This is a genomic window from Xanthomonas sp. WHRI 7065 (assembly GCF_040203115.2).
GTDB classification, from domain to species: domain Bacteria; phylum Pseudomonadota; class Gammaproteobacteria; order Xanthomonadales; family Xanthomonadaceae; genus Xanthomonas; species Xanthomonas arboricola.
Window position 1 is genome coordinate 3,941,460 of record NZ_CP168194.1, and the last position, 23,425, is coordinate 3,964,884.

Sequence of the window (23,425 nt, forward strand, 5' to 3'; positions counted from 1 at the left end):
CGCTTGCCAGGGCCGCCCTCGCCTCATGCTCAAGCCTGTTGCGTTGCTCACACCGCGCCCCTCACCGTCGCGCGATTCCGCCCATCCCGATTGGCTGCTTGCCAGCAAGCTGGAGCCGCCGCTGCCGCGTACCGGTGCGGTGGTGCGCGGCGCCTTGCTGGCGGCGCTGGATCAGGCCCAGGCCCGGCCACTCACCCTGCTGCTGGCACCGCCTGGGTTCGGCAAGACGACACTGCTGGCGCAGTGGCATGCGCAGCTGCGCACACGCGAGCACACTGCCGTGGCCTGGCTGTCGCTGGACGAAGAGGACGCCGATGCCGCGCGCTTCCTTGGCCATCTGGCGTTGGCGATCCAGCACGCAGGTGCAGATCCGGCGCTGTGCGCCGCAGTGCTGCACAACCGCGACCAGGATCCGCGCGAGGCGGTGACGGTGCTGATCCGCGCGCTGCGCACGGCGCCACGGCGCATCAGCGTGATTCTCGACGATTACGACCGGCTAGGCAGCGGCATCGTCGACGAGCTGGTGCTGCGGCTGGTCGAACACGGCGGCGGACGCCTGCACCTGCTGCTGGCCACCCGGCGCGTGCCGGCACTGCCGCTGGCGCGGCTGGACCTGCAGGCGCAGCTCAGCCGTCTCGGTAGTGCGCAACTGGCGCTGGACGAGCACGAGGCGCAGGCATTGCTGGGGCCCCAGGTCCCGGCGCCGGTGGTGGACGAATTGCTGCGCTACACCGAAGGCTGGCCGGTGGCGCTGCATCTGGCGCGCCTGTGGCTGGAGGGCGGCGTGCAACGTCAACAGGAGGTGGCCGCGCGTTTCTCCGGCCGCAGCGCACAAATTGCCGCGTACCTGGCCGAACAGGTGGTCAACGACCTGGATGCCGACACGCGCGACCTGCTGTTGCGGACCAGCCCACTGGAGCGCGTCAACGCAGCGCTGGCCGATGCGGTGCGCCAGCGCGACGACAGCGGCCGGTTGCTGGCGCGGCTGGAACATTTCCACGGCCTGCTGGTGCCCATGGATGGCGAGCGCGAATGGTTCCGCTATCACCCCTTGTTTGCCGACTTCCTGCAGCAACTGCTCGATCGCGAACATCCCGGCCAGGCCACGCACCTGCATCAACGGGCCGCACGCTGGTTTGGCGAGCACCAGCATCTGGCCGAAGCGGTGCGGCACGCATCGCGTGCCGAGTGCGGCGACCTGGCCGCCAGCTACATCGCGCGCGCCGGCACCTGGCAATTGGTGCTGACCCACGGCACGCACGAGGTGCGCGCATTGCTCCGGCATTTCGAACACCGCACCATCCGCGACACCCCGGCGCTGAATCTCACCCAGGCGCATCTGCACGCAAGGCTCGGCGAGTTCAGCCATGCGCGCCTGCTGCTGGAACGCTTCCGCGACTTTCCAGCGGCGCTGCGTGAGCCCTTGCAGCGCGACTACACGGTGGTGGTGGCGCTGTTGCGCGATCGCCTCGACGAAATCTGCGGCAATCCGCATGGCCTGACCCAGATCGCCGCGCAGGCATCCGCGCTGGACGAAGACGATCATCTGGGCCGCGGCATGCTGCTGTGCATCTGCGCCACCACCGCCATTGCGCAGGGCGCCTTTGCATTGGCCGAACGCTACGCCCTGAACGCACGCGACGCGATGCAGCGCGGCGGCAGCGAACCGGGCGCAAGCCAGGCGTTGCTGGCGTTGGGCCAGAGCTTTTTCTACCGCGGCCAACTCGGCGACGCCGAAGCCTGTTATCGGCAGGCCCTGAACTGGTGCGCCCGCACCCCCCAATTGGATCGCGTGCTAGAGGCCGCCGGCCAGTGTCTGCTCGCGCAACTGCATTACGAACGCGGCCACCACGACGATGCGGCCGACCTGCTGCATCCGGCGCTGGAATTGCTGGAACAGCACGACGGCGGCATGGACGTGCTGGCTGCCGCCTACGACACCGCGCTGGGGCTGGAGCGTGTGCGCGACCACAGCGGGCGCAGTGCACTGGCGCTGCTCGAACACGTCGAACAGATCGCGCACGGGCGCAAGCTGGCGCGCCTATCGGAGCTGGCTGCTGCCTGGCGCTTGATGCTGTTGCTGGAACATCCGGGCAATGCCGCCATCGATGTGGTGATCGCCCGTACCGGCGGCGAATCCGGCTTGGCGCATACGCTGCGCTCGCCCCACCGCTGGCGCGATCGTGCGGCGATGGGCTTTGCGCTGGCACGCTGGCACCGGCTGGCCGGACGCAGCAGCGCCGCGCTGACCATCCTGGGCCAGATCGAACAGGCCTGCCTGGCCAATGACAATCTGTGCCACCTCGCGCGCACCCGCGCACGCATCGCATTGGTGCTGCAGCAGCGTGGCGAACTGGCCGCGGCGCTGCCGCATCTGTACAGCGCGCTCGATCATGTAGCGCTGACGCAGAGCTGGCAGGCGATCGTCGAACTCGGACTGCCGGCCAAGGCAATGCTGCGCTCGCTGCGTCAACACGACCCGCAGACCGTCGGCGGCACCACCCGCGCACTCACCATCCAGGCCCTGCTCGAACGCCTCAGCGGCGACGAGGACCCGGCCGGCGACATCTTCAGCGAGCGCGAGCTGGAAGTGCTCGCGCAGCTGGCACGCGGGTATTCCAACAAGCAAATCGCGCGCTGTCTGCACCTGTCGGAAAACACGGTCAAGTTCCACTTGAAGAACCTCTATCGCAAGCTCGATGCACGCAGCCGCGAAAGCGCGTTGGCGCAGGCCTTGCAACGTGGGTTGTTGCGCGCAGCGGATCCGCCCGGCAGTTCGGAAACGGTGCCGGGCTGATCGCCAGCAGCGGGCGTCAGCGACGGCGCTGCCGCGCGGCAAGACGCCACGCCGGGCGCCGGAGGCGGTGATGACTCCTGCACGCGGCGGCAAGCTGTCTATCTCGGCATCCAGAAGTGGTCCGGTCACGACAACACATGGAGCCTGCCACAACAGCGCGCCTTCCTTTACGCGCACTTCTCCGCGCACCGTCTACGACAGTCGTTGGCGCTGCCGTCCGCTCCGCTCACGATTGCCCTGGAGCACGCGGCGTGACCGCGTGCCAGCTCCCTCACACTTCACTCCTGCCGCGGCCACGCACACCTGCGGCACGTGACAGCTCAACCAAAACTCAGCGTGCCCTTCATCATCGCCCAGTGGCCGGGGAACGAGCAGAAGAAGGTGTAATCGCCGCCCTTGCTCAACTTGCTGGTGGGAAAGCTGACCGTGGTGCTGTCGCCGCCGCCGATCACCTTGGTGTGCGCGATCACGCGTGCGTCCGCCTTGGGCAGATAGCTGTCGGCAATGGTGGAGCGTATGCCGGCATTGGCCACTGCCTGGAAGTCGGCGGACTTGGTCAGCACCCAGTTGTGCCCCATCACCGTGGCGGCCATCTTGCCGGAGTGCTTGAGCGTGAGGTCCACCTGCGTGCAGTCGGGCGCCAGCTTGATCGCGCTCTGGTCGAACTTCATCTGATCGTTGCCGGTGATGGTGACGGCGCAGGTACGCGCCCATGCCGAAGGCGCCAACAGCACCAGACCAAGCACGGCAAATGTCGAAAACACTTTCAAGGGAACACTCCTGCGTTAAGAGATGCGCGACGCCCAGCGCGCCTGGCGACACCAGCGCGTTCGCATGCGCCGGTGGTGCCAGAGTAACGCCTCATGCGTAACGGAAAAAAGCATCCATCGGATCATGCACCGCTGCCGTGGCGTCCGGCAGCGGCAACGGGCCGCGCTTGCCGGCGATCACCTGCACGAAAGCCTGCTTGAAGCGTGCCATCTCCGCGTCGGTACCGACGGTGATGCGCGACCAGGTCGGCCATACCGGCCAGCTACGCCCGATGAACACGCCATGGGTGGCCATGTCGTCCTTGAAGCCGGCGGCCGGTCGCTTGACGTCAACCATGAAGCAGTTGCTCTCCGAGGCGGTGCAGGCGTAGCCCTGCTTGACAAGAAACTCCATCACGTCCTTGCGTGTGGCCGCGGTACGTGCGCGGCGCTGCGGCACCAGTGCGGGATCGCGCAGGCTGGCCAGGCCTGCGGCGGCGGCGGTCACCGGCAGGCTGTTGACGCTGTAGAACATCAGCTTGGCCAGCAGGTCCGGACGCGCGGCCGCATAGCCCAGGCGAATGCCGGCCATGCCGTAGAGCTTGGAGAAGGTGCGCAACACCACCACGTCCTCGCCCGCGGCGACCATGTCGACCACGCTGCTGGTGCTCTGCGCAAAGTGGATATAGGCCTCGTCCACCACCAGCACGCTGCCCTTGGGCTTGTGCGCCAATGCGTAGTCCAGATCCTTGCGTGCGGTGACCGACCCGGTGGGATTGTTGGGATTGCAGATGTAGATCACGCCGGGGCTGGCGTCGGCGGCGCACATCGCCTGCACATCGTGCGAGAAGTCCTTGCGCAACGGCACCTTGATCAGTTTTGCGCCATTGCGGGTGGCGGCGCGCCAACCGGATTCGTAGGTGGGATCGGCGGTGACCAGCGCGGCGCTGGGCGAGGTGAACGCCAGCATCGTGTAGTCCAGCGGCTCGGTGGAGCCGGCGTAGGCCATCAGGTAATTGACCGGCAGCTTGAGCTCGGCGGCCAGGGTATCCATCAGCTCCATCTGCACATCGCGCAGGTAGCGTCCGCCTTGCGGTGCGATCTGCGCGATGGCCTTGACCGCGGCCGCCGATGGGCCATCGGGAAATTCGTTGGAGCCGATCATCACCGGCGACAGCGCACTGGCCGGTGTCGGCGCGACGGCGGCGGAACGTTCGGCGGCGCTGGCCAGCAGCGGCAGCGCACTCGCACCGGCAGCGCCGGCAAACAGCGCGGAATCGCGCAGAAACATGCGGCGCGAAAGAGCAGTTTTCATGACAACCTCCAGCAGGACGGCACGACGGATTCAGGGACGAACGGCGACCACTTCGATTTCCACCCGATATAGCGGATTGCCGAGCGCGGCGATCTGGAAGGCCGAGCGTGCCGGCAGGTTGGGCTGCTCCTTGGTACCGAAGAACTGGCGGTAACCCTCCATGAATCCGTTGAAATCCATCTTGCCGCCCATGGCCGGATCGCCGACCAGAAACACCTGCATCTTCACCACATCGCCCATCCCCAAGCCGAGCGCTGCGAGTTGCTGCTTGATCTGGTTCAACACGCTCACCGTCTGCGCCTTGGTATCGCCATAAGCGGCAGCCGAATCCTTGGGCGCACTGGCATCCACCACCGCCGGCACCTTGCCGCTGACATAGACGGTGGCCTTGCCGGCGGGAATTTCCACGGCGGCAGCGATGGGGAAATCGCTGTTGGGGATCTTGTGGCGGATCACCTCGGCGGCGTGCGCAGCGGTGAGGCCCGCAGACCACAACAGGGCAGCGGTGAGGACGGCTGTCACTGGACGGGACATGGCAACTCCTTGCATGAGAGGAAAAGGGGGCATCAGTGGCGCAGCAATTTGACGTCGTCGACGGTGACGCGCTCGGCGTGGTCGTTACCGAAGTGCGTGCGCACATAACTCACCACTTCGGCCACTTGGCGGTCGTTGAGCATCTCGCCGAAGCCGGGCATGCCGGCGTGGCCGTCGAGCACCATCATGGTGACGTAGGGTCCGGCGGCCAGCTTGGGATTGCCGGCAAGCGCGGGGTATTCGCCGGCACCTTGCGCGCCGTGCCCGGCCGGCATGTGGCAGCCCTGGCAAATCGCCTGGTAGACGTCCTGGCCGGATGCCTTGGCAAAGCCCTGTTGCGGGAACAGCTGGGTGGCATCGGAACTCTGCGCCCGCGCGTCGTATGCACCCGGCGGCACCAGCAAGGCAGCCATCGCAACGACGAAGCTGGCCGCGGCCAATCGTGGTAACAGACTCATGCGCGACCTCCTCCGGCCAGCACTTTGCGATGCAGACGGCCGACAACATCGTGCGCGGACAAGATCGCGCCCTCCTGCCAGGCCGGAATATAGGAGACGTGTTCACCAGCCAGCGCCAGGCGCCCGTCGATCTGGCACAGCGGTGTGTAGTGTTCGGCACGCGCCTGCTCGCTCCACATGCCGAAACAGCCATGCGTGAACGGCACGCGGTGCCAACCGACCGAAATGCCGTTCTCGAACTCGCGTGGATATTGCGGATGCAGCTGCGTGCCGTATTCGACCGCCTTGCGCACGCGCTGCTCCGGGGGCATCGAGGTGAACTGGTAGGCGTCCAGTCCCCAGACGTAGGCACCGAGCAGCACGCCCTTGCCGGGGCTGTGATAGTTGGTGCTGGGATAGCTGATCAAGGTGATCGGCAGATCGGTGTAGCTGATGCCGCCGTAGATGGCCTCGTCCTCTTCCCAGAAGCGGCGCTTGAACTGCAGGCCCACCTTCACCGATGCCGCATACGGCACCTGGCCGATCGCGGTGGTCATCGCGTCGCCGGCGGTGACCGGAATGCGGCTGAGCACCGACAACGGAATCGTGCAAATGCACCAATCGGCGCTGGCGATGCGTTCTTCGCCGCCATGCGCGGCGTCCTGCCAGGACACACGCACGCCGTTGCCGTCCTGATCGATCCTGGTGACCTTGGCGTTGTAGGTGATGGCATTGCCAAGCTGCTTCGCGAACGCCTTGCCGATCTGGTCCATGCCGCCCACCGGCTGGAACATGGTGGTCTGCATTTCGTAGTTGTTGCCGGCCGCCAGCGTGGTCCACAGACGCGAACGCAACACATCCTGCACGCTGAAGGGATCGGAGAACTCCGGCTTGCCCGACAGGCCGCCGCCGGGATACCGCGCAAAGCCGCGCCGCTCGCTGCTGTCCTTGCCTTTGACGTAGCCGAACTTGTGGTCGAGCGCGCCCCAGGTCCGCAAGGACTCCAACAGCACCTCCTGGTCTTCGCGGCTCACGCTCTTGTCCAGCGCCTGCTGCTGCGTGCACTTGGCCAGCAACTCGGACACGTGGCCCTTGTAATCGGCATCGATGGCGCGAAAGCGCTGCGGTTTGCCGTCAAAGCCTTGCTGGCTGTGCAACAGCGCGTTGTAGTTGACCTGGTTGAATGCCTCTAGGGCCACACCGAATTGCTTGCAGTAACTCAGCACCGCCTTGTGGTGATGCGGAATGCGCCACGGTCCCGGATTGAGGTACAGCCCGTCGTCGAACTGGCAATGCTGGGTCGCCCCGCCCAGTTCGGTGTAACGGTCGCCACCACGCAGCGTCCAGTTACGCCCCCCGGGGCGGTCGTTGTATTCCAGCACCTGCACGCGGTACCCCGCCTTGCGCAGTTCGAAGGCCGCAGCCATGCCGGCCAGCCCCGCCCCCAGAATAAGCACCGAGGCGCCCTTCGGGTCGCCGTCCAGTTGCAGCGGCCCTTTGAAATTTGATTCGGCGGCCATGCCCAGGCTGCTCATCGCCTGGTACATCATCGCGCCACCAGCGGTCATGCCGATGCGCGCCAGCAGTTGCCGCCGCGTCATCGCCCCAGAATGATTGCCTTGCATCAACGCGTAGTCCTTGCATGTCATGGAACGAGTGCGACTGACAAAACGCATGACGCGGCCGGCAGTGACGCCGGCCGCATCACCGCCTCAGAACTTGTAGGACAGACTGGCGAACAGCTGGCGCGGTGCGATCAACTGATACGAGCCGGAACTTTCGTTCGGGAACACCGCACCGATCGCATCGTCCTTGTCGAACAGGTTGTAGACCGACAACTGCAGCCGCCCACCGGCCAGGAACCCGGCATCCTCGCCCTGATAGCCGAGGCTGCCGTTGACGATGAAGGTGGCATCCACCTGGTCGGTATTGAGCGTGTCGCCGTAGCGCTTGCCGGTGTATTTGGTGTCGAGGTTGGCGAAGAAATGCTCGCCCTCCCAACCGCCGTTGAGGCTGAACATCACCTTGGGCGAGTCCGGCACTTCGTTGCCTTCCACCTGCACCAGGTTGCCGCTGACCGGGCCGAAATAGTTGTCCTGGAACTCGGATTTGTTCCAGGTCAGCGACGCCCCCAGCCGCCAGCCCGGTGCCGGCTTCCACATACCCGACACTTCCGCGCCATAGGTCTGCACGTCGCCGACGTTGGCGTAGATGGTGGGTGCGACCACCAATGGATCCGGGTCGGTCAGCGCGATGATGCGGTTTTCGTAATCGATCTTGTAGGCAGCGACGTAGCCGCTCCACTGGCTAGATTCGGCGCGGATGCCGATATCGATATTGGTGGATTCCTCCGGCGCGATATCCGGATTGAATGCGCCCGAGGTCAATGCCAGCCGCGGCGCCGAGCTGAAGTTCTCCGCGTAGTTGGCGAACACCTGCACGCCCTCGGCAAGCTGGAAGCTGGCGCCGACCTGCGGCTGGAACCAGTCGCTGTTCTTGATGGTGACATCGCGGCGCACGCCGACATTGAAGTCATCGAGATTGGCGATGCCGTTGTAGTCGCGTTTGACATCCAGTCCCTTGGCACCGAACTCCATGGTGAGCCGGTCATCGAGCAGGCGCAGCGTGTCCTTGATGTAGAGCTGCTTCACCTCGGTGGAGAAATGGTTGTCGTAGTAGATGACGATCGGCAGCGAGCCCTTGAGCAGTGCGCCGGTGGCCGGGTCAAGGTTGTACAGCGGGCGCACCTGGTCGAAGTCGTAGTTCTCGTACCACGCACCGACTTCGAGCTTGTTGTGCTCGGTCTCCCACGACACCGCAGTGGTCACGCCGTAGCGATCGCCGCCCATGATTTCCTCGCGCCGCGTCATCGCACCGACGCGGGTGACATTGCCGTTGGCATCGACGATCTGCGGGTCGTTGATGGCGATGTCGGTGCGCCCCGGCGTACCGGCGATGGCATCGTTGTACAGGCCAGTGGCCGTGCTCGGCGGCGTGCCGCCGACGCCGTAACCATGCTTGTTCTCGTAGTAGCCGGTGAAGGTGAAACCGATCGCATCGTTGAACAGGAAATCGCCGTGCAGGCTGAGCAGCGAGTCGCGGCGGCCGTTCTGCCATTCGCTGTAATGCTCGGCATCCACTTCCGGATTGCCGGTGATGCGTTCGTGCAGATCCCACGCGACCGAGCCGTCGGAGTTGTACGACTGCACGTCGTAGTCCTTGCGGTTGTTGTAGATCCAGCCCAGGGTCAGGTGGCCCACGTCCCAGGCCTGGCGGATCTTGGCTTCGAAGTGATCGCTCTTCTGCGTGGCCGGTTCCATGTCCCACACCCCGCCCTGCGTGCGCGAGGCAGACAGATAGGCGCTGGGGCCGCCTTCCCACCAATCCGGCGTATCCAGCCGCACGAAGCTGCGTACCAGATCGTCCGAGCCGATGGTCTGGGTGAGATTGCCGCTCCAGCTGTCGCCGCCTTTCGGGGGCAGGCTGGTGTAGCGGATCGCACCGCCGAGTGCGTGGTAGGAAGGCTGGGTGACATCGCCGGAGCCGGCCGACACGGTGACGTCGAGCAGGTTCTCGCTGGACACGTAGCGGGTGATCGGGCCGCCTTCGCGGGTGTCGAAGGTTTCGATCGGGATGCCGTCCAGGGTCACGCCGATCTGGTTGGCGGAAAAGCCGCGGATGGTCATCGAGTCGCCGAATTCGTACAGCCCGAACGGATCGGTGGTCTGCACATTCACGCCGGGCAGGCTCGCCAGCAACTGCTGCGGTGCCACGCCGGGCACCTGGGCCTGGATCTCGGCAACGGAGATGGAAGCCGTGGTGCGCGTGGAACCGGTACCGACCACGCTGACCGCGTCCAGCGTGCGCGCTTCCTGTGCCAGGACGGGCAGGCTGTGTGCGCCAGCCAGCACCAAGGTCATCGAAGCCAGCGTGCGACCACGCGTGGCAGTGGTGAGAATGGCGGCGACCGACGCCGCCAGTTGATCGGTGTTCAAGCGCTTGCGCATGCAATCGACCCCCTGGATGGTGTGACGTGCTTAGTGACCGGGCCCGCTCCCCAAGACCGGCTGACACCGCAGATGCGGCATGCATCGACCATACCCAGCACAGTTCCACCGCAAGCGCCGCGCGGAGGGTAGGGGCGGCGTGGGTGGGTAGGTTGCTGCCGAATTCAACGATCTGAATAGGTACTATCCCCACCCACCTGCGTGGATCCGGACATACCAGGTCTTGCACGCTTGCCATGCCGCGGCGAATCGACAACGCTGCCCCGCCACATCTCGAGTCCGCCCATGCCGCCTGCAGCACCGTCCCTGTTACTGCTCGATTTCGACGGCGTGCTGGCCAGCTATTCGCGGCCGCGCCGTGTGGCGGCGCTTGCCAATGCAGCGGCGTGCACGCCGCAACGTGTGCAACAGGTGTTGTTCGAGCAGGGCCTGGAGCGCGCCTACGACGCCGGGGTGATCGACACGCCGGCCTATCTGGCTCAGCTCAGCGAGGGTCTTGGCTGCGCGATCGATCGCGCCACCTGGATCGACGCACGCGTGGCGGCATGCCGCGCCGACCCGGCGGTGCTGACGCAGGTGCTGGCGGTGGCGGCAACCACCGCGGTGGCGGTGCTCACCAACAACGGGCCGTTGATGGTGGAAGCGATTGAGCGGATCGTGCCGCCGCTGTTTCCGCTATTGCAGGGCCGCGTGCTGTGCAGCGGCGCACTCGGCGGCCGCAAGCCCGATGTGCAGGTGTATCAGCGCGCGCTTGCACAACTGGATACTAGTGCTGCGCGCACGTTGTTTGTCGACGATCTGTTCGTCAACGTGCGCGGCGCGCGTGCCGCCGGCCTGCATGCGGACACGGTGCGCGATGCGCGGGCGTTGCGGCGGGTGCTGAAGCGGTATGGGCTGGGGTGAGGAGCCGGGATTGGGGATTGGGGATTGGGGATTGGGAATCGGGAATCGGGAATCGGGAATCGGGAATCGGGAATCGTTGAGCATCGCGAAACACTGATCACCCTCAAGGGTGACGCAAGACGACGCTCGCAGCATTGAACGCGTCGAAGAAGCGCAACAACGACCCGCGCTTCTTACCCCACCACGCTCACCGGCACGGCACCCGCCACGACGGTGCAGAACGCGCAGGACTCCATTACTCCTGCGCCACGTACTCGGCAATGGCCAGGTGCAGGCGTTCCAACCCATCGGCCAGCTCGGCATCGGTCAGATTCAGTGCCGGCACGAAGCGCAGCACATCCGGCCCCGCCTGCAACAACAGCAGGCCATGCTTGGCGGCAAAATCCAGGATCGCACCGGCCTGCCCGGCATGCGCCGGCGCCAGCACCGCGCCCAGCATCAGGCCACGCCCGCGGATCTGGGCGAACAGGCCGAACTCGGTGTTGAGCGCCTCCAGGCCGGCGCGCAGCGCCGCCGACTGACGTTCTACGTTCTCGGCGATCTGCGGCGAGGCAAGCTTGCGCAGCGCCACGCGCGCCACTGCCGCGGCCAGCGGGTTGCCGCCGAAGGTGGTGCCGTGCGCGCCGAACTGCATGGTTTCGGCCACCTTGGGGCCGGCCAGCATCGCGCCGATCGGGAAGCCGCCACCCAGCGCCTTGGCCAGCGTCACGATGTCCGGCGTCACCTGCTCCTGCCAATGCGCGAACAGCGTGCCGGTACGGCCCATCCCGCACTGGATCTCGTCCAGCACCAGCAGCGCATCGTGCTGGTCGCATAGCGCACGCACGCGGCTCAGGAAACCCGGCGCCGCCGGCATCACCCCGCCCTCGCCCTGGATCGGCTCGACCATCACCGCAGCCACATCGCCCGAGGCCATGGCCGCTTCCAGCGCGGCGACATCGTTGAAGTCCACATAGCGAAACCCGCCGGGCAGCGGCTCGTAGCCTTCCTGATACTTGGGCTGCGCGGTGGCGGTGACCGCTGCCAGGGTGCGCCCATGGAAGCTGCCGCGGAAGGTCACGATCACGCGCTTGTCGGCCGGGCGGCCCTGACTGCTGGCCCACTTGCGCACCAGCTTGATCGCCGCTTCGTTGGCCTCGGCACCCGAATTGCACAGGAACACCTTGTGCGCGAAGCGCGAGGCGGTGACCAGCTCTTCGGCCAGCTTCAACGGCGGCGCACTGAAGAACACATTGCTGGTGTGCCACAGCTTGCCGGCCTGCTCGGTCAGCGCGGCCATCAGGTCCGGATCGTTGTGGCCCAGCCCGCTGACCGCGATGCCGGCGGACAGGTCCACGTACTCGCGGCCCTGGTCGTCCCACACGCGACTGCCCTGGCCACGCTCCAGCACCACCTGGCGCGGGCGATACACCGGCAGGTAGTAATGCGCGAGGGACAGGGGCGAATCGGCAGCGGTGCTCATGATGGTGGGTCACAGAAGCGGAGGGAGAACGCGCATTCTCGCGCATTCGCCGGCCTGCGGCACAATGCGCGGATGCGCCCCTTCTCCGATCCTCAGCTCACTCCCGCCACCGACCACGGCTGGCGCCGGCAATGGTTCGACATCATCTACCGGCACGACACCCGCCCATCGCGCAATTTCGACCTGATGCTGGTGGTGGCGATCCTCACCAGCGTGGTGGTGATCATGATCGACAGCGTGCCGCGCATCCATTCGCATTCGGCGCACTGGCTGGTGCCGCTGGAATGGGCGTTCACGGTCTTGTTCACCATCGAATACGCGTTGCGCCTGGCGGTGGTGCGGCGCCCGCTGCATTACGCACTGAGCGTATGGGGCGTGATCGACCTGCTCTCGATCCTGCCCAGCTATCTGTCGTTCTTCGTGCCAGGTGCGCAGACGTTGCTGGTGGTGCGCGTGCTGCGCATCCTGCGCCTGTTCCGCATCCTCAAGCTCACCCGCTACATCGAGGAAAGCGGGCAACTGGTGGACGCGCTGTGGCGCAGCAGGCGCAAGGTGCTGGTGTTCCTGTTCAGCGTGCTCACCATCACCGTGATCGCCGGCGCCACGATGTATGTGATCGAAGGTCCGCAACACGGGTTCACCAGCATCCCGACCAGCATGTACTGGGCCATCGTGACCATGGCCACGGTGGGGTTTGGCGACCTGGTGCCGCAGACCACGCTGGGCCGCTTCATTACCTCGGCGCTGATCCTGATCGGCTACAGCATCATCGCCGTGCCCACCGGCATCTATACCGCCGAACTGGCCAGCACGCTGCGCGAAGGTGGCCACACCGGCAAGCGCGATACGCGCAATTGCCCACGTTGCGGGCTGGAAGGCCACGCGCCCGATGCACGCTATTGCCGCCAGTGTGCCGAGCCGCTGCCGGAGATCTCCAACGGCTGACGCGGTGCTGCCGACGCGACGCGACTCCTGCGCCCGCCGAGAAGCGGAGGCAGCCGGCTTTGCGGTTCCCATCGGCACACCACTAGGCTGGCGGGCGTGGTGTTCTTATCGATTTCGAGACCGTCAGCGGAAAGGACGCCGCTATAGAGCATTCAGCAACGGATTCACGGCGTGTCCCGCGAGCGGTGAGGGTAACGCGCCTTCGACTCACCGAGCTTTTAATCTAAGCATCTGATCGCGCCCAAACACGGCCACGCTTCCAGGCCTAGATTTCTTTATGCGTTGTGTTTCGATGGACTTGGATAGTGCTGATGGATCAGTCGTAGAGCGGATGATCTGTTACTTGGCTGCAGGGCCCTTGCCCGCCCACCATCGCAGGACACGCCGCAAGTACGTCCTTGTAGGCTCTTACGCGGCATCCATGCCGCGTAAGGTCCCGCGACGATGGGCGGGCAAGGACCTGTCGAGATAGTCGGTGTGCACGGTAAGAGCAGTGCGCGATGCGCTTACACAATGCGACAGGAGTACCTGCACAGCATCAATGCGACATGCGGTTGCTCATGTCGATCAGATCGTTGTAGCTGGCTAGCACGGCCTGGCGGGTGCCGCCCGGCGGCATGGAGCCGCTTTCCAGCAGCATCTGCTCGCTCTTGTTCAATGGTGTCTTGGTGCGGATACGCTCGACCAGTCGCCCGGACTCGCGCGCCAGCTTGTCGGCGGAGCGTTCCATGTGGCCCCACATTGCATCGCCCTGGCCGACCTTGGCTTTCTGCGCCTCTTCCAGAATGCCTTGGTAACGCGCCAGCTGGGACTGCGCTGCGGCAAGATCCGGTGTGTCGCTGTCGAGCACCTGCACCAACTGCTTGCCTTCGCCGATGATCTTCAGGTGATACCAGGAGGCGCTGCGACCTTCTTCCTTTTCGATCGCATCGATCTGCGCCTGGCGACGCATGTCTTCGTTACGTTCGAGGGCGGTATTCATGGCTTCGCCGGCTTCGAAGAACGCATGATAGGCCTGCATCAGCGGTGCGTGTAGCGCCTTCATGCCCTTGCCGTCGTCGCGCAGATAATCCTCGCGGTCGTAGTAGCGCACCGCTTCGCCGATACGCTCGTTGAGCGTGGTGAACCGTTCCTGATAGGTCTTGGCCACCGGATCGAGCTCGGGGTTGGCGGGTGTTTGCGCCAAGGCCGCAGTCATCGGCGCGCCACATTCGTCCACGTGATGCGACAGCACCGTGCCCGGTGCATGGATGCCGCTTTCCTTGCCGGTCGGGCCAGCCTCGGGGTCCTGCATCCACTCGATGTATTGCTGGTAGCTCTCATGGATCGGCTGCTCAACGCCATTGAAGCACGTGATGTAGGCATTGATCTTGTCGGCGCCTTCCACTGCGGCGGCAGGTGCGTCTTTCTGGCAGCCGGCAAGCAGCGCGGCGAAAGCCATCGCCGCGGTGAGCGGCGCATAACGAAGTCGAAGGGTCATCTTGGGTTCCAGTGATGGGTTGAACGAGGTGGCTGCCGCAGCGTGCGGCCGAATGACATCTGACGCGGCGCACCCGCGGCACGCGCGCGGCGGCTGCAGCGCGGCAATTACTGACGATTGCTTTCGAACACCAGCGCGTTGTACGTGTTGAGCAACTTGCGTGGCGAACCCTCCGGCGCCAGCGAGGGGTTATCCAGCCAGCCCTGTTCCATCTTGCTATAGGGCGTTCGTTCGACCACGCGTTTCACCCGCGCCTTGGCTTGTCTGCGGAAGGTCTCCGCAGCGGTCTCGAAGCTATTCCAGTCCAGCTTGCCCGGTTCCTGATCGGCCACCTTGGCATGCGCCTCGTCGGAGAGGCGGTTGAAGCCGTCCAGCAGCGTATTGACCCGTGGCACGTCGAACTGCTCCTGTTCCAGCGCATCGGCGATCTCCTTGGCGTCGAGCATCATTGCCAGCCGGTAGTATTCGCGCGTGCGGCCCTCGCCCTGCTCCAGCATCTTGAGTTTTTCGCGTTGCGCCGCGTCGTTTTGCGTGTCCAGTTCGGCGCTGAAGGCGGTACTGGCATCGGCATAGGTGGCCAGCACCTCCATCAGCTCCGGGTGCAGCTGCTTGCCCTTGGCGAACTGGTCGTCTTCGTAGTCCTGACGCGTGTAGTAGTCGGCTACCGCGTGACTGATCGGCTGCAGCGCCTTCAACGCCGCGCGGTAATCGCGCGCTGCCTTGTCCAATGCAGGCAGCGACGGGTTCGCCGCAGCGGCCGCGCTGACCGGCGCATCGCACTGCTTCATGTCGTAGGCGTCGATATCGTACGGACCGGTCATGCCGGATTCGCGACCGGTGGGGCCGGCGAACGGGTCCTGCATCCAGCCGGTGTATTGCCTGGCGCCGGCGTGCACCTTCGCATCGATGCGGTTGAAGCAGTCGATGTAGGCGCCGAGCTTTGCGGTCACGCCTTGCAGGGAGTCCGGCTGTTTTTCACTCGTCTTGGCACCGGTTGCAGGCGGCGGCGACTTGCCGCCGCAAGCGGCCACCAGGACGGACACGGACGCCGCCAAAACGACTACACGGAACATCGGAGACACGCGCTGTACATCCCTGTTGGAAACGGTTTCAGCCGCGCACGATAGCAAACACGACTGTGAACTCCCTGTGCTCACGCCCGGGCGCCTACGGCCTGGCACGCGGGGGCGCGGCCGCTGGTCCGCTGCATCGATTTTTTCGAATCGCGCTGGCCGCATGCGCCGCTGACGGCGTATCCGTATCAGGCCGGCTGCGCGCGCGGGCCGTTGGCCGCGCTCAGTCGAGAAACAGGTCCGGCAACAACGCGCGCGACGGGTCGACCGCGTAGCCGCTCAGGTCGGTGACGCCGGCCTCGGCCAGCACCTGGTCGTCGATCAGGAACTGGCCATGAAATCCGGCCGCCTCGCGCGTCAGCACCGCATGTGCCGCGTCGGCCATGATCTCCGGCCGGCGACACGCGGCCGCATCCACGCCATCGATCATGTTGATCGCATCGGTGGCGATCACCGTGCGCGGCCATAGCGCATTGATCGCCACGCCCTGCGGGCCGAACTCGGCTGCCAGCCCCAGCGTCACCAGGCTCATGCCCATCTTGGCCAGCGTGTAGCCGGTATGCGCGCCCCACCACGCCGGGTTCAAGGACGGTGGCGGCGCCAGCGTGAGGATATGCGGATTGGGCGCCTGCAACAGATGCGGCAGGCACGCTTGCGCGCACAGAAAACTGCCGCGCGCGTTGACCTGCTGCATCAGGTCGAAGCGCTTCATCGGCGTCTCCAACGAACCACGCAACCAGATCGCACTGGCGTTGTTGACCAGGATATCGATGCCGCCAAACGTATCGACCGTGGCGGCTACCGCGGCACGCACCTGCGCTTCGTCGCGGATATCGCACTTGAGCGCCAGCGCCTGCCCACCGGCCGCAGTCACCGCCGCGGCCGCGCTGTGGATGGTGCCGGGCAACTTGGGATTGGCCACTGCCGATTTGGCCGCAATCGCCACATTGGCCCCATCCCGCGCCGCCCGCAACGCAATCGCCAGGCCGATCCCGCGCGAGGCACCGGTGATGAAGAGGGTTTTGCCGTTTAAGGTCATGGGATTGGGGATTGGGGATTGGGGATTGGGGATTCGCAAAAGCTTACAACCCGAGCAAGAACGGTGCGGGATTCGGGATTCGGGATTCGGGATTCGCAAAAGCGTATCGCCTCCCCCACTCGCATCGACCAACCCGCAGCCCCAAGCCATACGCTCTTACGAATCCCCAATCCCCAACAACCAATCCCCGCCCCTCAAGGCCTCGGCCCCCGCCCCTCGTTGTCTTCCCAATGCAGCACGCGGCGGGTCACGAAGCGGTAGACCGGTTTGCCGGTGGCGAACCACAGCTTGCGGACCCAGGAGGTGCGCTTGAGCACGCGGCGTTCCACCGGGGTGATCGCGGCCGGGCAGTACATGCGCTTGTGCTTGAGCAGGTGACGCAGATCCTCGCGTGCAAGCAGACGCATCCAGGGCGCGCGCGGATTGCCGCGTACCGCCAGCTGGAAGTCGATCACCGCCGGGCTGCCGTCGTCCTGCACCAGCCAGTTGGCTTCCTTGGCCAGATCGTTGTGCGCCACCCCGCGGCGGTGCAACTGCTGCAACAACCTGCGCGCACGGCGGAAGTAGGCCAGATCGCCGCGCGGCGGGCGCTGGTACATCGCGTCGCCGGCCAGATAGCTGCGGTCCAGATGGCGTCCGTCCCAGTGCAACAGACGCGGTGTCCGCGCCAGGCCATCGAGCTGGCGCAGGGCCAGGGCTTCGCGCCGCGCCAGCCACCAGGCCACCCCGCGCAGCAGCCATGGCGCCGCGCTCAGGTCACGCCGCACGAACAGGCGATCGGCATCGCGGATCAACAGGATGCGCCCGAAGGTATCGGACTTCAGCGGTAGGTTGCCGGCGGAATCGTCACTCATCCCCCATTGTAGGCGGGGCGCCTGCATCGCCACAGCGTGCGTTGCCTGCATGTCACCGTGGCGTGCGGCGTTGCCAGCCCGCAACCCGAGGTGAAGCGGACCGGGCGATGTGACGAGGGCGCAAGTCACCTCGTCGCCATGCCCACCTATAATCGTGGGATGAATTCATGGATCGACGCCACGCTGGAGTGGATCGGACACCACCCCACCCTGGCTGGCGTGGTGATCTTTGCCATCGCATTTTCCGATGCGGTGATCGTGCTCGGTGCCATCGTGCCGGCGCTGCCATTGCTGTTCGCCATCGGTGTGCTGATCGGGCTGGGGCAGATCAACGGGCCGTATGCGGTGGCCTGCGCCACCCTGGGCGCCTTCGTCGGCGATGCGCTGAGCTTCTGGGTCGGCCACCGTTGGGGCCACCAGCTGCACGCCTACTGGCCGTTTCGCCGCTACCCGCAACTGCTGGAGCGTGGCGAGCTGCTGTTCCGGCGCAATGCCTTCAAGAGCATCCTGATCGCGCGTTACGTGGGCGCGGTGCGGCCATTCGTGCCGGCCATCGCCGGCATGTCGCACATGCCGTTCAAACGCTATCTGATCGCCAGCGCCCTGGCCTGCATCTCGTGGGCGCTGCTGTTCCTGGTGCCCGGCTGGGTACTGGGTACCGCCTACGACGCGGTGGCCGCGGTGGCCGGCCGGCTGTTCGTGGTGGTCGCCTTGCTGGCCGCCGTGATCGGCCTGGCCTGGGCGATGGTGCTGTACTCGTACCGCTGGTCGGCCGGCCATCTGGACGCCTTGCTGGCGCGCCTGCTGGAGTGGTCGCATCGGCATCCGGTGCTGGGCAACTGGTCGGTGAGCGTGTTCGACCCGCGCCGTCGCGAGTCGGTACCGCTGGCGATGATGGCGTTGATGCTGTTGCTGCTGGGCTGGGGCTGGTTCGTGTTGCTGATGGTGGTGCTGGCGCACGGTGAGCCACTGCGCGTGGACCTGGCCGTGCACGATCTGATGCTGGCGCTGCGCAACCCGCTGGCCGACTACCCGATGGTGGCGCTGGCATCGCTGGGCGATTGGCAGGTGCTGCTGCCGGCGATTGCGGCGGCGATGGGCTATCTGGCCTGGCGGCGCCGCTGGATGGCGGTGGCGCATTGGGTGATCGCGCTGGCCTTCGGCCTGGCATTGACACAATTGCTGGGCGCCACCGTGCAGGTGGTGCGCCCGCCGGCGGCCAGCAGCGGTTTCGGGTTTCCGTCGGTAGCGGTCACCATGGCCACGATCGGCTTTGGCTTCTTTGCGCTGCTGATCGCGCGCGAGCTGCCGGGCCGGCGCCGGGTGTGGCCGTACCTGGTCAGTGGCGCGATCGTGTCGCTGATCGGCTTCGCGCGCCTGTATCTGGGCGCGCACTGGCTCAGCGACGTGGTCGGCGGCATGCTGTTCGGCATCTTCTGGCTGCTGGTGCTGGGCATCGCCTATCGCCGTCGCGCCACCCGCGCCTTTTGGGTCAAGCCGGTCTCGTGGATCTTCTACGGCGTGTTCCTGACCTGCGCGGTCGTGTTCGCGCCGCGCAACCTGGGCACCAAGCTGGCCAGGTTCGAACCGCCGCCACCGTTGCTGATGGAGTTGCCCGCCAGCGACTGGTGGAATGGCCAGTGGCGCCTGCTGCCGGCACGGCGTAACGAATTCGACGACGACCAGCGCTGGCCGCTGGACGTGCAACTGGCCGGCCCGCTGGCACCGCTGCAGCGTCAGCTGGAAGCACGCGGCTGGCGGGTGCAACCGCAAGCCGGTTGGGAACAGGCGCTGCATCTGCTGGATGTCAGTGGTCGCCCGGACGAGGTGCCGATCCTGCCGGCCACGCTGGACACGCAGGTCGAAGCCCTGCTGATGGTGCGTCACGCTGCGCCCGGCCATGTGCATGTGTTGCGCCTGTGGCCGGCGGCCGCACGCCTGCAGCCCGGCGCGCAACCGTTGTGGGTGGGCAGCACGCAGACGCTGCGCTACAGCCGCCACTTCAGCCTGATCGGCCTGTGGTATCCGCTGCGTGGGGTCGACCCGGCACTGAGCGCCTTGCGCCAGGCACTGGACCCGTTGCCGTATCGCCTGGAACAGCGCCGCCGCTCGCAGGTGCCGGTGATCCTGATCGACAGCACGTCGGGAAATGCGCTGCGGCAAGAGGACAAAGACAACGCTGCGCCGCAGACGGACACCACGGCATCCAATCCGGCCGCATCGGGTCCGTCACAGCAGCGCCATTGATCGATCGGGCAACAGCGATCGGTCAACGAACGCGTTGTCCTGTAGATAAGAACTGCTAATAAAACTTCTTGAACGCTGCATCGATGGCGGCAAAGTGTCCGCATCGCTTGGATGCAGCCGAATGTCTAGGCCACCAGCCTGGTTGGTCGAGCGCGCGGCGCCCTCATCGCTCGCGGGACACGCCGTGCATCCGTCCGTGGAGGCTCGGTGGCAGCATCCGCGACGATAGGCGGGCAAGGGCCCCTGTAGCTAGGCCGCAGATCAGCCGCTCTACAACCGACGCATCCGCACCGTTCGATCAGCTCTCAAGGTGACCGAGAGCTTGCGCCTCAGCGCCGTTTGGATATGCACAAACCGCATTGGTGCAGGCGCGATGCACTCACCACAGCACGCCATCCACCGGCTGCATAGGCTCGGGCGCCTGTTCGCCGATGGCCTGCAGCGCGTCGATTTCCACCGTGCGGCACATGCTGTCCAGCGGCAGGTCATGGATGGTATTGGCGAACGGGTCGACCAACTCGTCGCCGATCTTGAGCACCGCCAGGAACATCAGGCCCGCCACGGTCGACCCCACCGGCGTTGCGTACTGCAGCGTCTCTACCAGGCCGATCGGCAGCAAGACGCAGAACAGCCGCGTGAACAGGTTCGGATAGAAGCGGTATTGATACGGCAACGGCGTATTTTTCAGCCGTTCCATGCCGCCCTGCGCGTTGGCAATATCCACCAGGATGCGCTCGACACTGGCTTGTTGAATGCTGTCGATCCAGCCATCACGACGCGCCTGTTCGACGCTGCGCCCGGTGGTGTCGAGCAAGCCATTGGCGACATTGGTGCGCGTGATCACCGCGGCCACTTCGTCAGCATGCAGACGCGGCTCCAGCGCCATCGCCACCGGAAGCCGGCGCAGCTGGCAGCGCAACACATTGACGTAGGCGATCTGGCGCAGCGCGATGGTGCGGCCCAGCGCTGCCGCCTCCGGTGCGGACAGGATGCTGATGCTCAGGCGTACCAGATTGCGCGATGCATTGATCATCTGGCCCCACAGCACACGCCCTTCCCACCAGCGCTGATAGGTCGAGTTGGCGCGAAAGCCCAGGAACAACGCCAGCGCCGAACCGAAGATGGTCAACGGCAACGCAGGCGCGCGGAACGGCAGCACGTAGTAGATGATCGTGATCAACACGTCCCATACGAACAACACCGCCAGGGTCCGCCAGACCTGACTGAACACATCCGCCACACGCGGTTTGACATCGATGATCAAGGCACACTCCGTGGATCGAAAACGAGTGACGCCCATGCGCGCATCCACTGCATGGATGCCATCGTGAGCGCACTCAAGCGTGGCGAGTGTGCCGTTGCAAGGGTGCAAGCGCGGTGATGGGTCACGCGCGCGCCTGCCTCACCGCGTCACGGCATCCAGGCCAGCAACTGGTCCAGGCGCCGATGCGGATCGTCCAGTTGCAACAGCGACAGACGCTGCTGCTCGGTCAACGGCAGCAGTTCGGCCAGCCGCCAGCCGACCCATGCCGCCTGGTCCAGCAGCTCCGGCCCGGCAGAGGCGAATTCGCCGCCGACTTGTTCGAGCATGCGCTCGAGCACGGTTGCCAGCAGGCCATGCTCGGGCCGCAGTTCGTCGTCGCTGTCGGGCTCGCACCAACTCACCTCGCCGACCACCAACCCGTTGTCGCGGATGCGCGAGCGCTGCACACGGAAGCGACGCGTGCCACGCAGGCGCAGCACCAGCACGCCATCGGCACCGACATCGAAATCCTCGATACGCACTTCGGTGCCGAACGCAGCCGGTGTTGCCGGCACGCCGACTTCGCTGCCATCCAGGATCAGGCACACACCGAAGCTGCTGCCGGTGCGGCCGCTCTCGCGCACCAGATCCAGATAGCGGCGTTCGAACACGCGCAAGCCCATTGCCGCACCCGGCAACAGCACGTTGTGCAGCGGAAACAGCGGCAAGGCGCTGGTGTCGGCGGTGATCGTGAGGCCGGTCATCGGGACAATTGCGCCAGGAAGCGACGCGGCGCGCCATCGAAACCGCCATTGGACATGAACACCACATGGTCGCCCGGCTGCGCAATCTCGCCCAGTGTCTGCAGCAACGCCTCCACGTCATGCGCCACGTGCGCGTCACCGCGCACCTGCGCGATGATCGGTGCGGCGTCCCAGGCCAGTTCGGGGCGATGCAGAAACACCACCGCATCGGCATCGCGCAACGACGGCGCCAACGCCTGCGCATGTGCGCCCAGCCGCATCGAATTGCTGCGCGGCTCCATTGCCACCAGCACACGCGCCGCACCAACCTTCGCACGCAAGCCCTGCAAGGTAGTCGCAATCGCAGTGGGGTGATGGGCGAAGTCGTCGTACACGGTGATGTCGCGCGCCTGCCCCAACAGCTCCAGCCGCCGTTTGACGCTTTGAAAGCGCGCCAGCGCCGGCATCACCGTTGCCGGATCCACGCCCACCGCATGCACGGCCGCCAGCGCCGCCAATCCATTGAGCACGTTATGCCGCCCGACCAGCGGCCACTGCACCTGGCCGATCTCCACCCCACGCTGCAATACCGCGAACGCACTGCCGTCGGCGGCGACCAAGCGGGCACTCCACTCGAGAGAGGCATCGAAACCGAAGCGCTCCACCGGGGTCCAGCAGCCCATCGCCAGCACCTCGGCCAGGCGCGCATCCTCGCCGTTGACGATCAGCCGCCCGCGCGCCGGCACCGTACGTACCAGATGATGGAACTGGCGCTGGATCGCGGCCACGTCCGGAAAGATGTCGGCGTGGTCGTACTCGAGGTTGTTGAGGATCGCCACCAGCGGCCGGTAGTGCACGAACTTGCTGCGCTTGTCGAAGAACGCGGTGTCGTATTCGTCCGCTTCCACCACGAATTCACGCCCCTGGCCCAGCCGCGCCGACACGCCGAAATCTTCGGCCACGCCGCCGATCAGAAAGCCCGGCGCGCGCCCGGCGGCCTCCAGCAGATAGCTCAGGATCGTGGTGGTGGTGGTCTTGCCGTGGGTGCCGGCCACGGCCAGGGTGTCGCGGCCCGGCAGCACCTGCTCGGCCAGCCACTGCGCACCAGAGCTGTAGCGACGGCCGGCATCGAGCACCGCTTCCACCGCCGGGTTGCCGCGCGACAAGGCATTGCCGATGACGACATCGCTGGCATCGGCCGAAATATTGGACGGCGCGTAGCCTTGTGCCAGCGCGATGCCGAGGGTTTCCAACTGGGTGGACATCGGCGGATAGATGGCCTGGTCGCTGCCCTCTACCTGCCAGCCCAGCTCGCGCGCAAGGACGGCGACACCGCCCATGAAAGTCCCGGCGATGCCGAGGATGTGGAGTTTGGTCATGGAGCGCATTGTCGCCGATCGCCGGAGTTGCCGGCCATTCCGCCTCGCTGCCGAGCGCAATGTCAGGAAACACCTACCGTACTGTCGGGAATTTCCCGATATGCGAACTGCGTCACATCCATCACTATGCTGAACGCCAGTCGCAGCACCCCTTTGGTCCTACTCCCCAAGAGGCCAAATCCCCAGGGAGCTCATGCTGTGGGGCTCTGAGCAAGCTC

The 23,425-nt window shown here is 65.7% G+C and carries 18 protein-coding genes; 4 read left to right on the forward strand and 14 right to left on the reverse strand.

Annotation, left to right across the window (positions count from 1 at the left end):
• Positions 1 to 25: 25 nt before the first annotated feature.
• Positions 26 to 2,797, forward strand: a complete 2,772-nt coding sequence (locus ABQY64_RS16460; RefSeq protein ID WP_349779474.1) for a LuxR C-terminal-related transcriptional regulator — start codon at positions 26 to 28, stop codon at positions 2,795 to 2,797.
• 320 nt (positions 2,798 to 3,117) lie between these two features.
• Here the strand turns inward: ABQY64_RS16460 and azu are convergent, their stop codons facing one another.
• The 6 genes from azu to ABQY64_RS16490 form a co-directional block, all read right to left on the reverse strand.
• Entirely contained in the window at positions 3,118 to 3,567 is a 450-nt protein-coding gene (azu, locus tag ABQY64_RS16465) for an azurin (protein WP_016903022.1), read from the reverse strand.
• Positions 3,568 to 3,658: 91 nt separating this feature from the next.
• On the reverse strand, positions 3,659 to 4,861 hold the full coding sequence (locus tag ABQY64_RS16470; protein ID WP_104600055.1) for a pyridoxal phosphate-dependent aminotransferase: 1,203 nt from the start codon (positions 4,859 to 4,861) through the stop codon (positions 3,659 to 3,661).
• Between the two features lie 30 nt (positions 4,862 to 4,891).
• Positions 4,892 to 5,395: a RidA family protein gene (locus tag ABQY64_RS16475; RefSeq protein WP_039519172.1), complete on the reverse strand. Its 504-nt coding sequence runs from the start codon at positions 5,393 to 5,395 to the stop codon at positions 4,892 to 4,894.
• Positions 5,396 to 5,427: 32 nt separating this feature from the next.
• Entirely contained in the window at positions 5,428 to 5,853 is a 426-nt protein-coding gene (locus tag ABQY64_RS16480) for a cytochrome c (RefSeq protein WP_047124714.1), read from the reverse strand.
• Entirely contained in the window at positions 5,850 to 7,457 is a 1,608-nt protein-coding gene (locus ABQY64_RS16485) for a flavin monoamine oxidase family protein (RefSeq protein ID WP_349779473.1), read from the reverse strand. Before ABQY64_RS16485 ends, ABQY64_RS16480 begins: the two co-directional genes overlap by 4 nt.
• Before the next feature lie 87 nt (positions 7,458 to 7,544).
• Complete coding sequence (locus tag ABQY64_RS16490) at positions 7,545 to 9,827, reverse strand: TonB-dependent receptor (protein ID WP_026064441.1); 2,283 nt, start codon at positions 9,825 to 9,827, stop codon at positions 7,545 to 7,547.
• 297 nt (positions 9,828 to 10,124) lie between these two features.
• Here ABQY64_RS16490 and ABQY64_RS16495 point away from each other — a divergent pair, with 297 nt between their 5' ends.
• Entirely contained in the window at positions 10,125 to 10,742 is a 618-nt protein-coding gene (locus ABQY64_RS16495; protein ID WP_349779472.1) for an HAD-IA family hydrolase, read from the forward strand.
• 235 nt (positions 10,743 to 10,977) lie between these two features.
• Here ABQY64_RS16495 and ABQY64_RS16500 read toward each other — a convergent pair whose 3' ends face one another.
• Positions 10,978 to 12,204 carry an acetylornithine transaminase gene (locus tag ABQY64_RS16500; RefSeq protein WP_349779471.1) on the reverse strand — a complete coding sequence of 409 codons (1,227 nt, stop codon included), beginning with the start codon at positions 12,202 to 12,204 and terminating at the stop codon, positions 10,978 to 10,980.
• Positions 12,205 to 12,276: 72 nt separating this feature from the next.
• Here ABQY64_RS16500 and ABQY64_RS16505 point away from each other — a divergent pair, with 72 nt between their 5' ends.
• Entirely contained in the window at positions 12,277 to 13,149 is an 873-nt protein-coding gene (locus ABQY64_RS16505) for an ion transporter (RefSeq protein WP_102585218.1), read from the forward strand.
• Between the two features lie 538 nt (positions 13,150 to 13,687).
• Here the strand turns inward: ABQY64_RS16505 and ABQY64_RS16510 are convergent.
• From ABQY64_RS16510 to ABQY64_RS16525, 4 genes are all read right to left on the reverse strand, one after another.
• On the reverse strand, positions 13,688 to 14,629 hold the full coding sequence (locus ABQY64_RS16510) for a YiiG family protein (protein WP_184352119.1): 942 nt from the start codon (positions 14,627 to 14,629) through the stop codon (positions 13,688 to 13,690).
• A 107-nt stretch (positions 14,630 to 14,736) separates the two neighbouring features.
• The gene (locus ABQY64_RS16515) at positions 14,737 to 15,711 is read right to left on the reverse strand and encodes a YiiG family protein (protein ID WP_374151308.1); all 975 of its coding nucleotides are present in this window, start codon (positions 15,709 to 15,711) and stop codon (positions 14,737 to 14,739) included.
• A gap of 214 nt (positions 15,712 to 15,925) precedes the next feature.
• Positions 15,926 to 16,741, reverse strand: coding sequence for an NAD(P)-dependent oxidoreductase (locus tag ABQY64_RS16520; RefSeq protein WP_166764557.1), 816 nt, complete (start codon positions 16,739 to 16,741; stop codon positions 15,926 to 15,928).
• Between the two features lie 194 nt (positions 16,742 to 16,935).
• Entirely contained in the window at positions 16,936 to 17,595 is a 660-nt protein-coding gene (locus ABQY64_RS16525) for a serine/threonine-protein kinase (protein ID WP_349779470.1), read from the reverse strand.
• Between the two features lie 159 nt (positions 17,596 to 17,754).
• On the opposite strand from ABQY64_RS16525, the gene ABQY64_RS16530 reads away from it, so the two are divergent.
• Entirely contained in the window at positions 17,755 to 19,842 is a 2,088-nt protein-coding gene (locus ABQY64_RS16530) for a bifunctional DedA family/phosphatase PAP2 family protein (protein WP_104575494.1), read from the forward strand.
• A gap of 379 nt (positions 19,843 to 20,221) precedes the next feature.
• Here ABQY64_RS16530 and ABQY64_RS16535 read toward each other — a convergent pair whose 3' ends face one another.
• The 3 genes from ABQY64_RS16535 to mpl form a co-directional block, all read right to left on the reverse strand.
• Positions 20,222 to 21,106 (reverse strand): bestrophin family protein, encoded by an 885-nt coding sequence (locus ABQY64_RS16535; RefSeq protein ID WP_026064438.1) that lies wholly within the window; start codon positions 21,104 to 21,106, stop codon positions 20,222 to 20,224.
• A 146-nt stretch (positions 21,107 to 21,252) separates the two neighbouring features.
• The gene (locus ABQY64_RS16540) at positions 21,253 to 21,849 is read right to left on the reverse strand and encodes an LON peptidase substrate-binding domain-containing protein (protein ID WP_349779469.1); all 597 of its coding nucleotides are present in this window, start codon (positions 21,847 to 21,849) and stop codon (positions 21,253 to 21,255) included.
• Positions 21,846 to 23,216: a UDP-N-acetylmuramate:L-alanyl-gamma-D-glutamyl-meso-diaminopimelate ligase gene (gene mpl, locus ABQY64_RS16545; RefSeq protein ID WP_349779468.1), complete on the reverse strand. Its 1,371-nt coding sequence runs from the start codon at positions 23,214 to 23,216 to the stop codon at positions 21,846 to 21,848. The genes ABQY64_RS16540 and mpl overlap by 4 nt, the downstream gene beginning before the upstream one ends.
• Between the last annotated feature and the right edge of the window lie 209 nt (positions 23,217 to 23,425).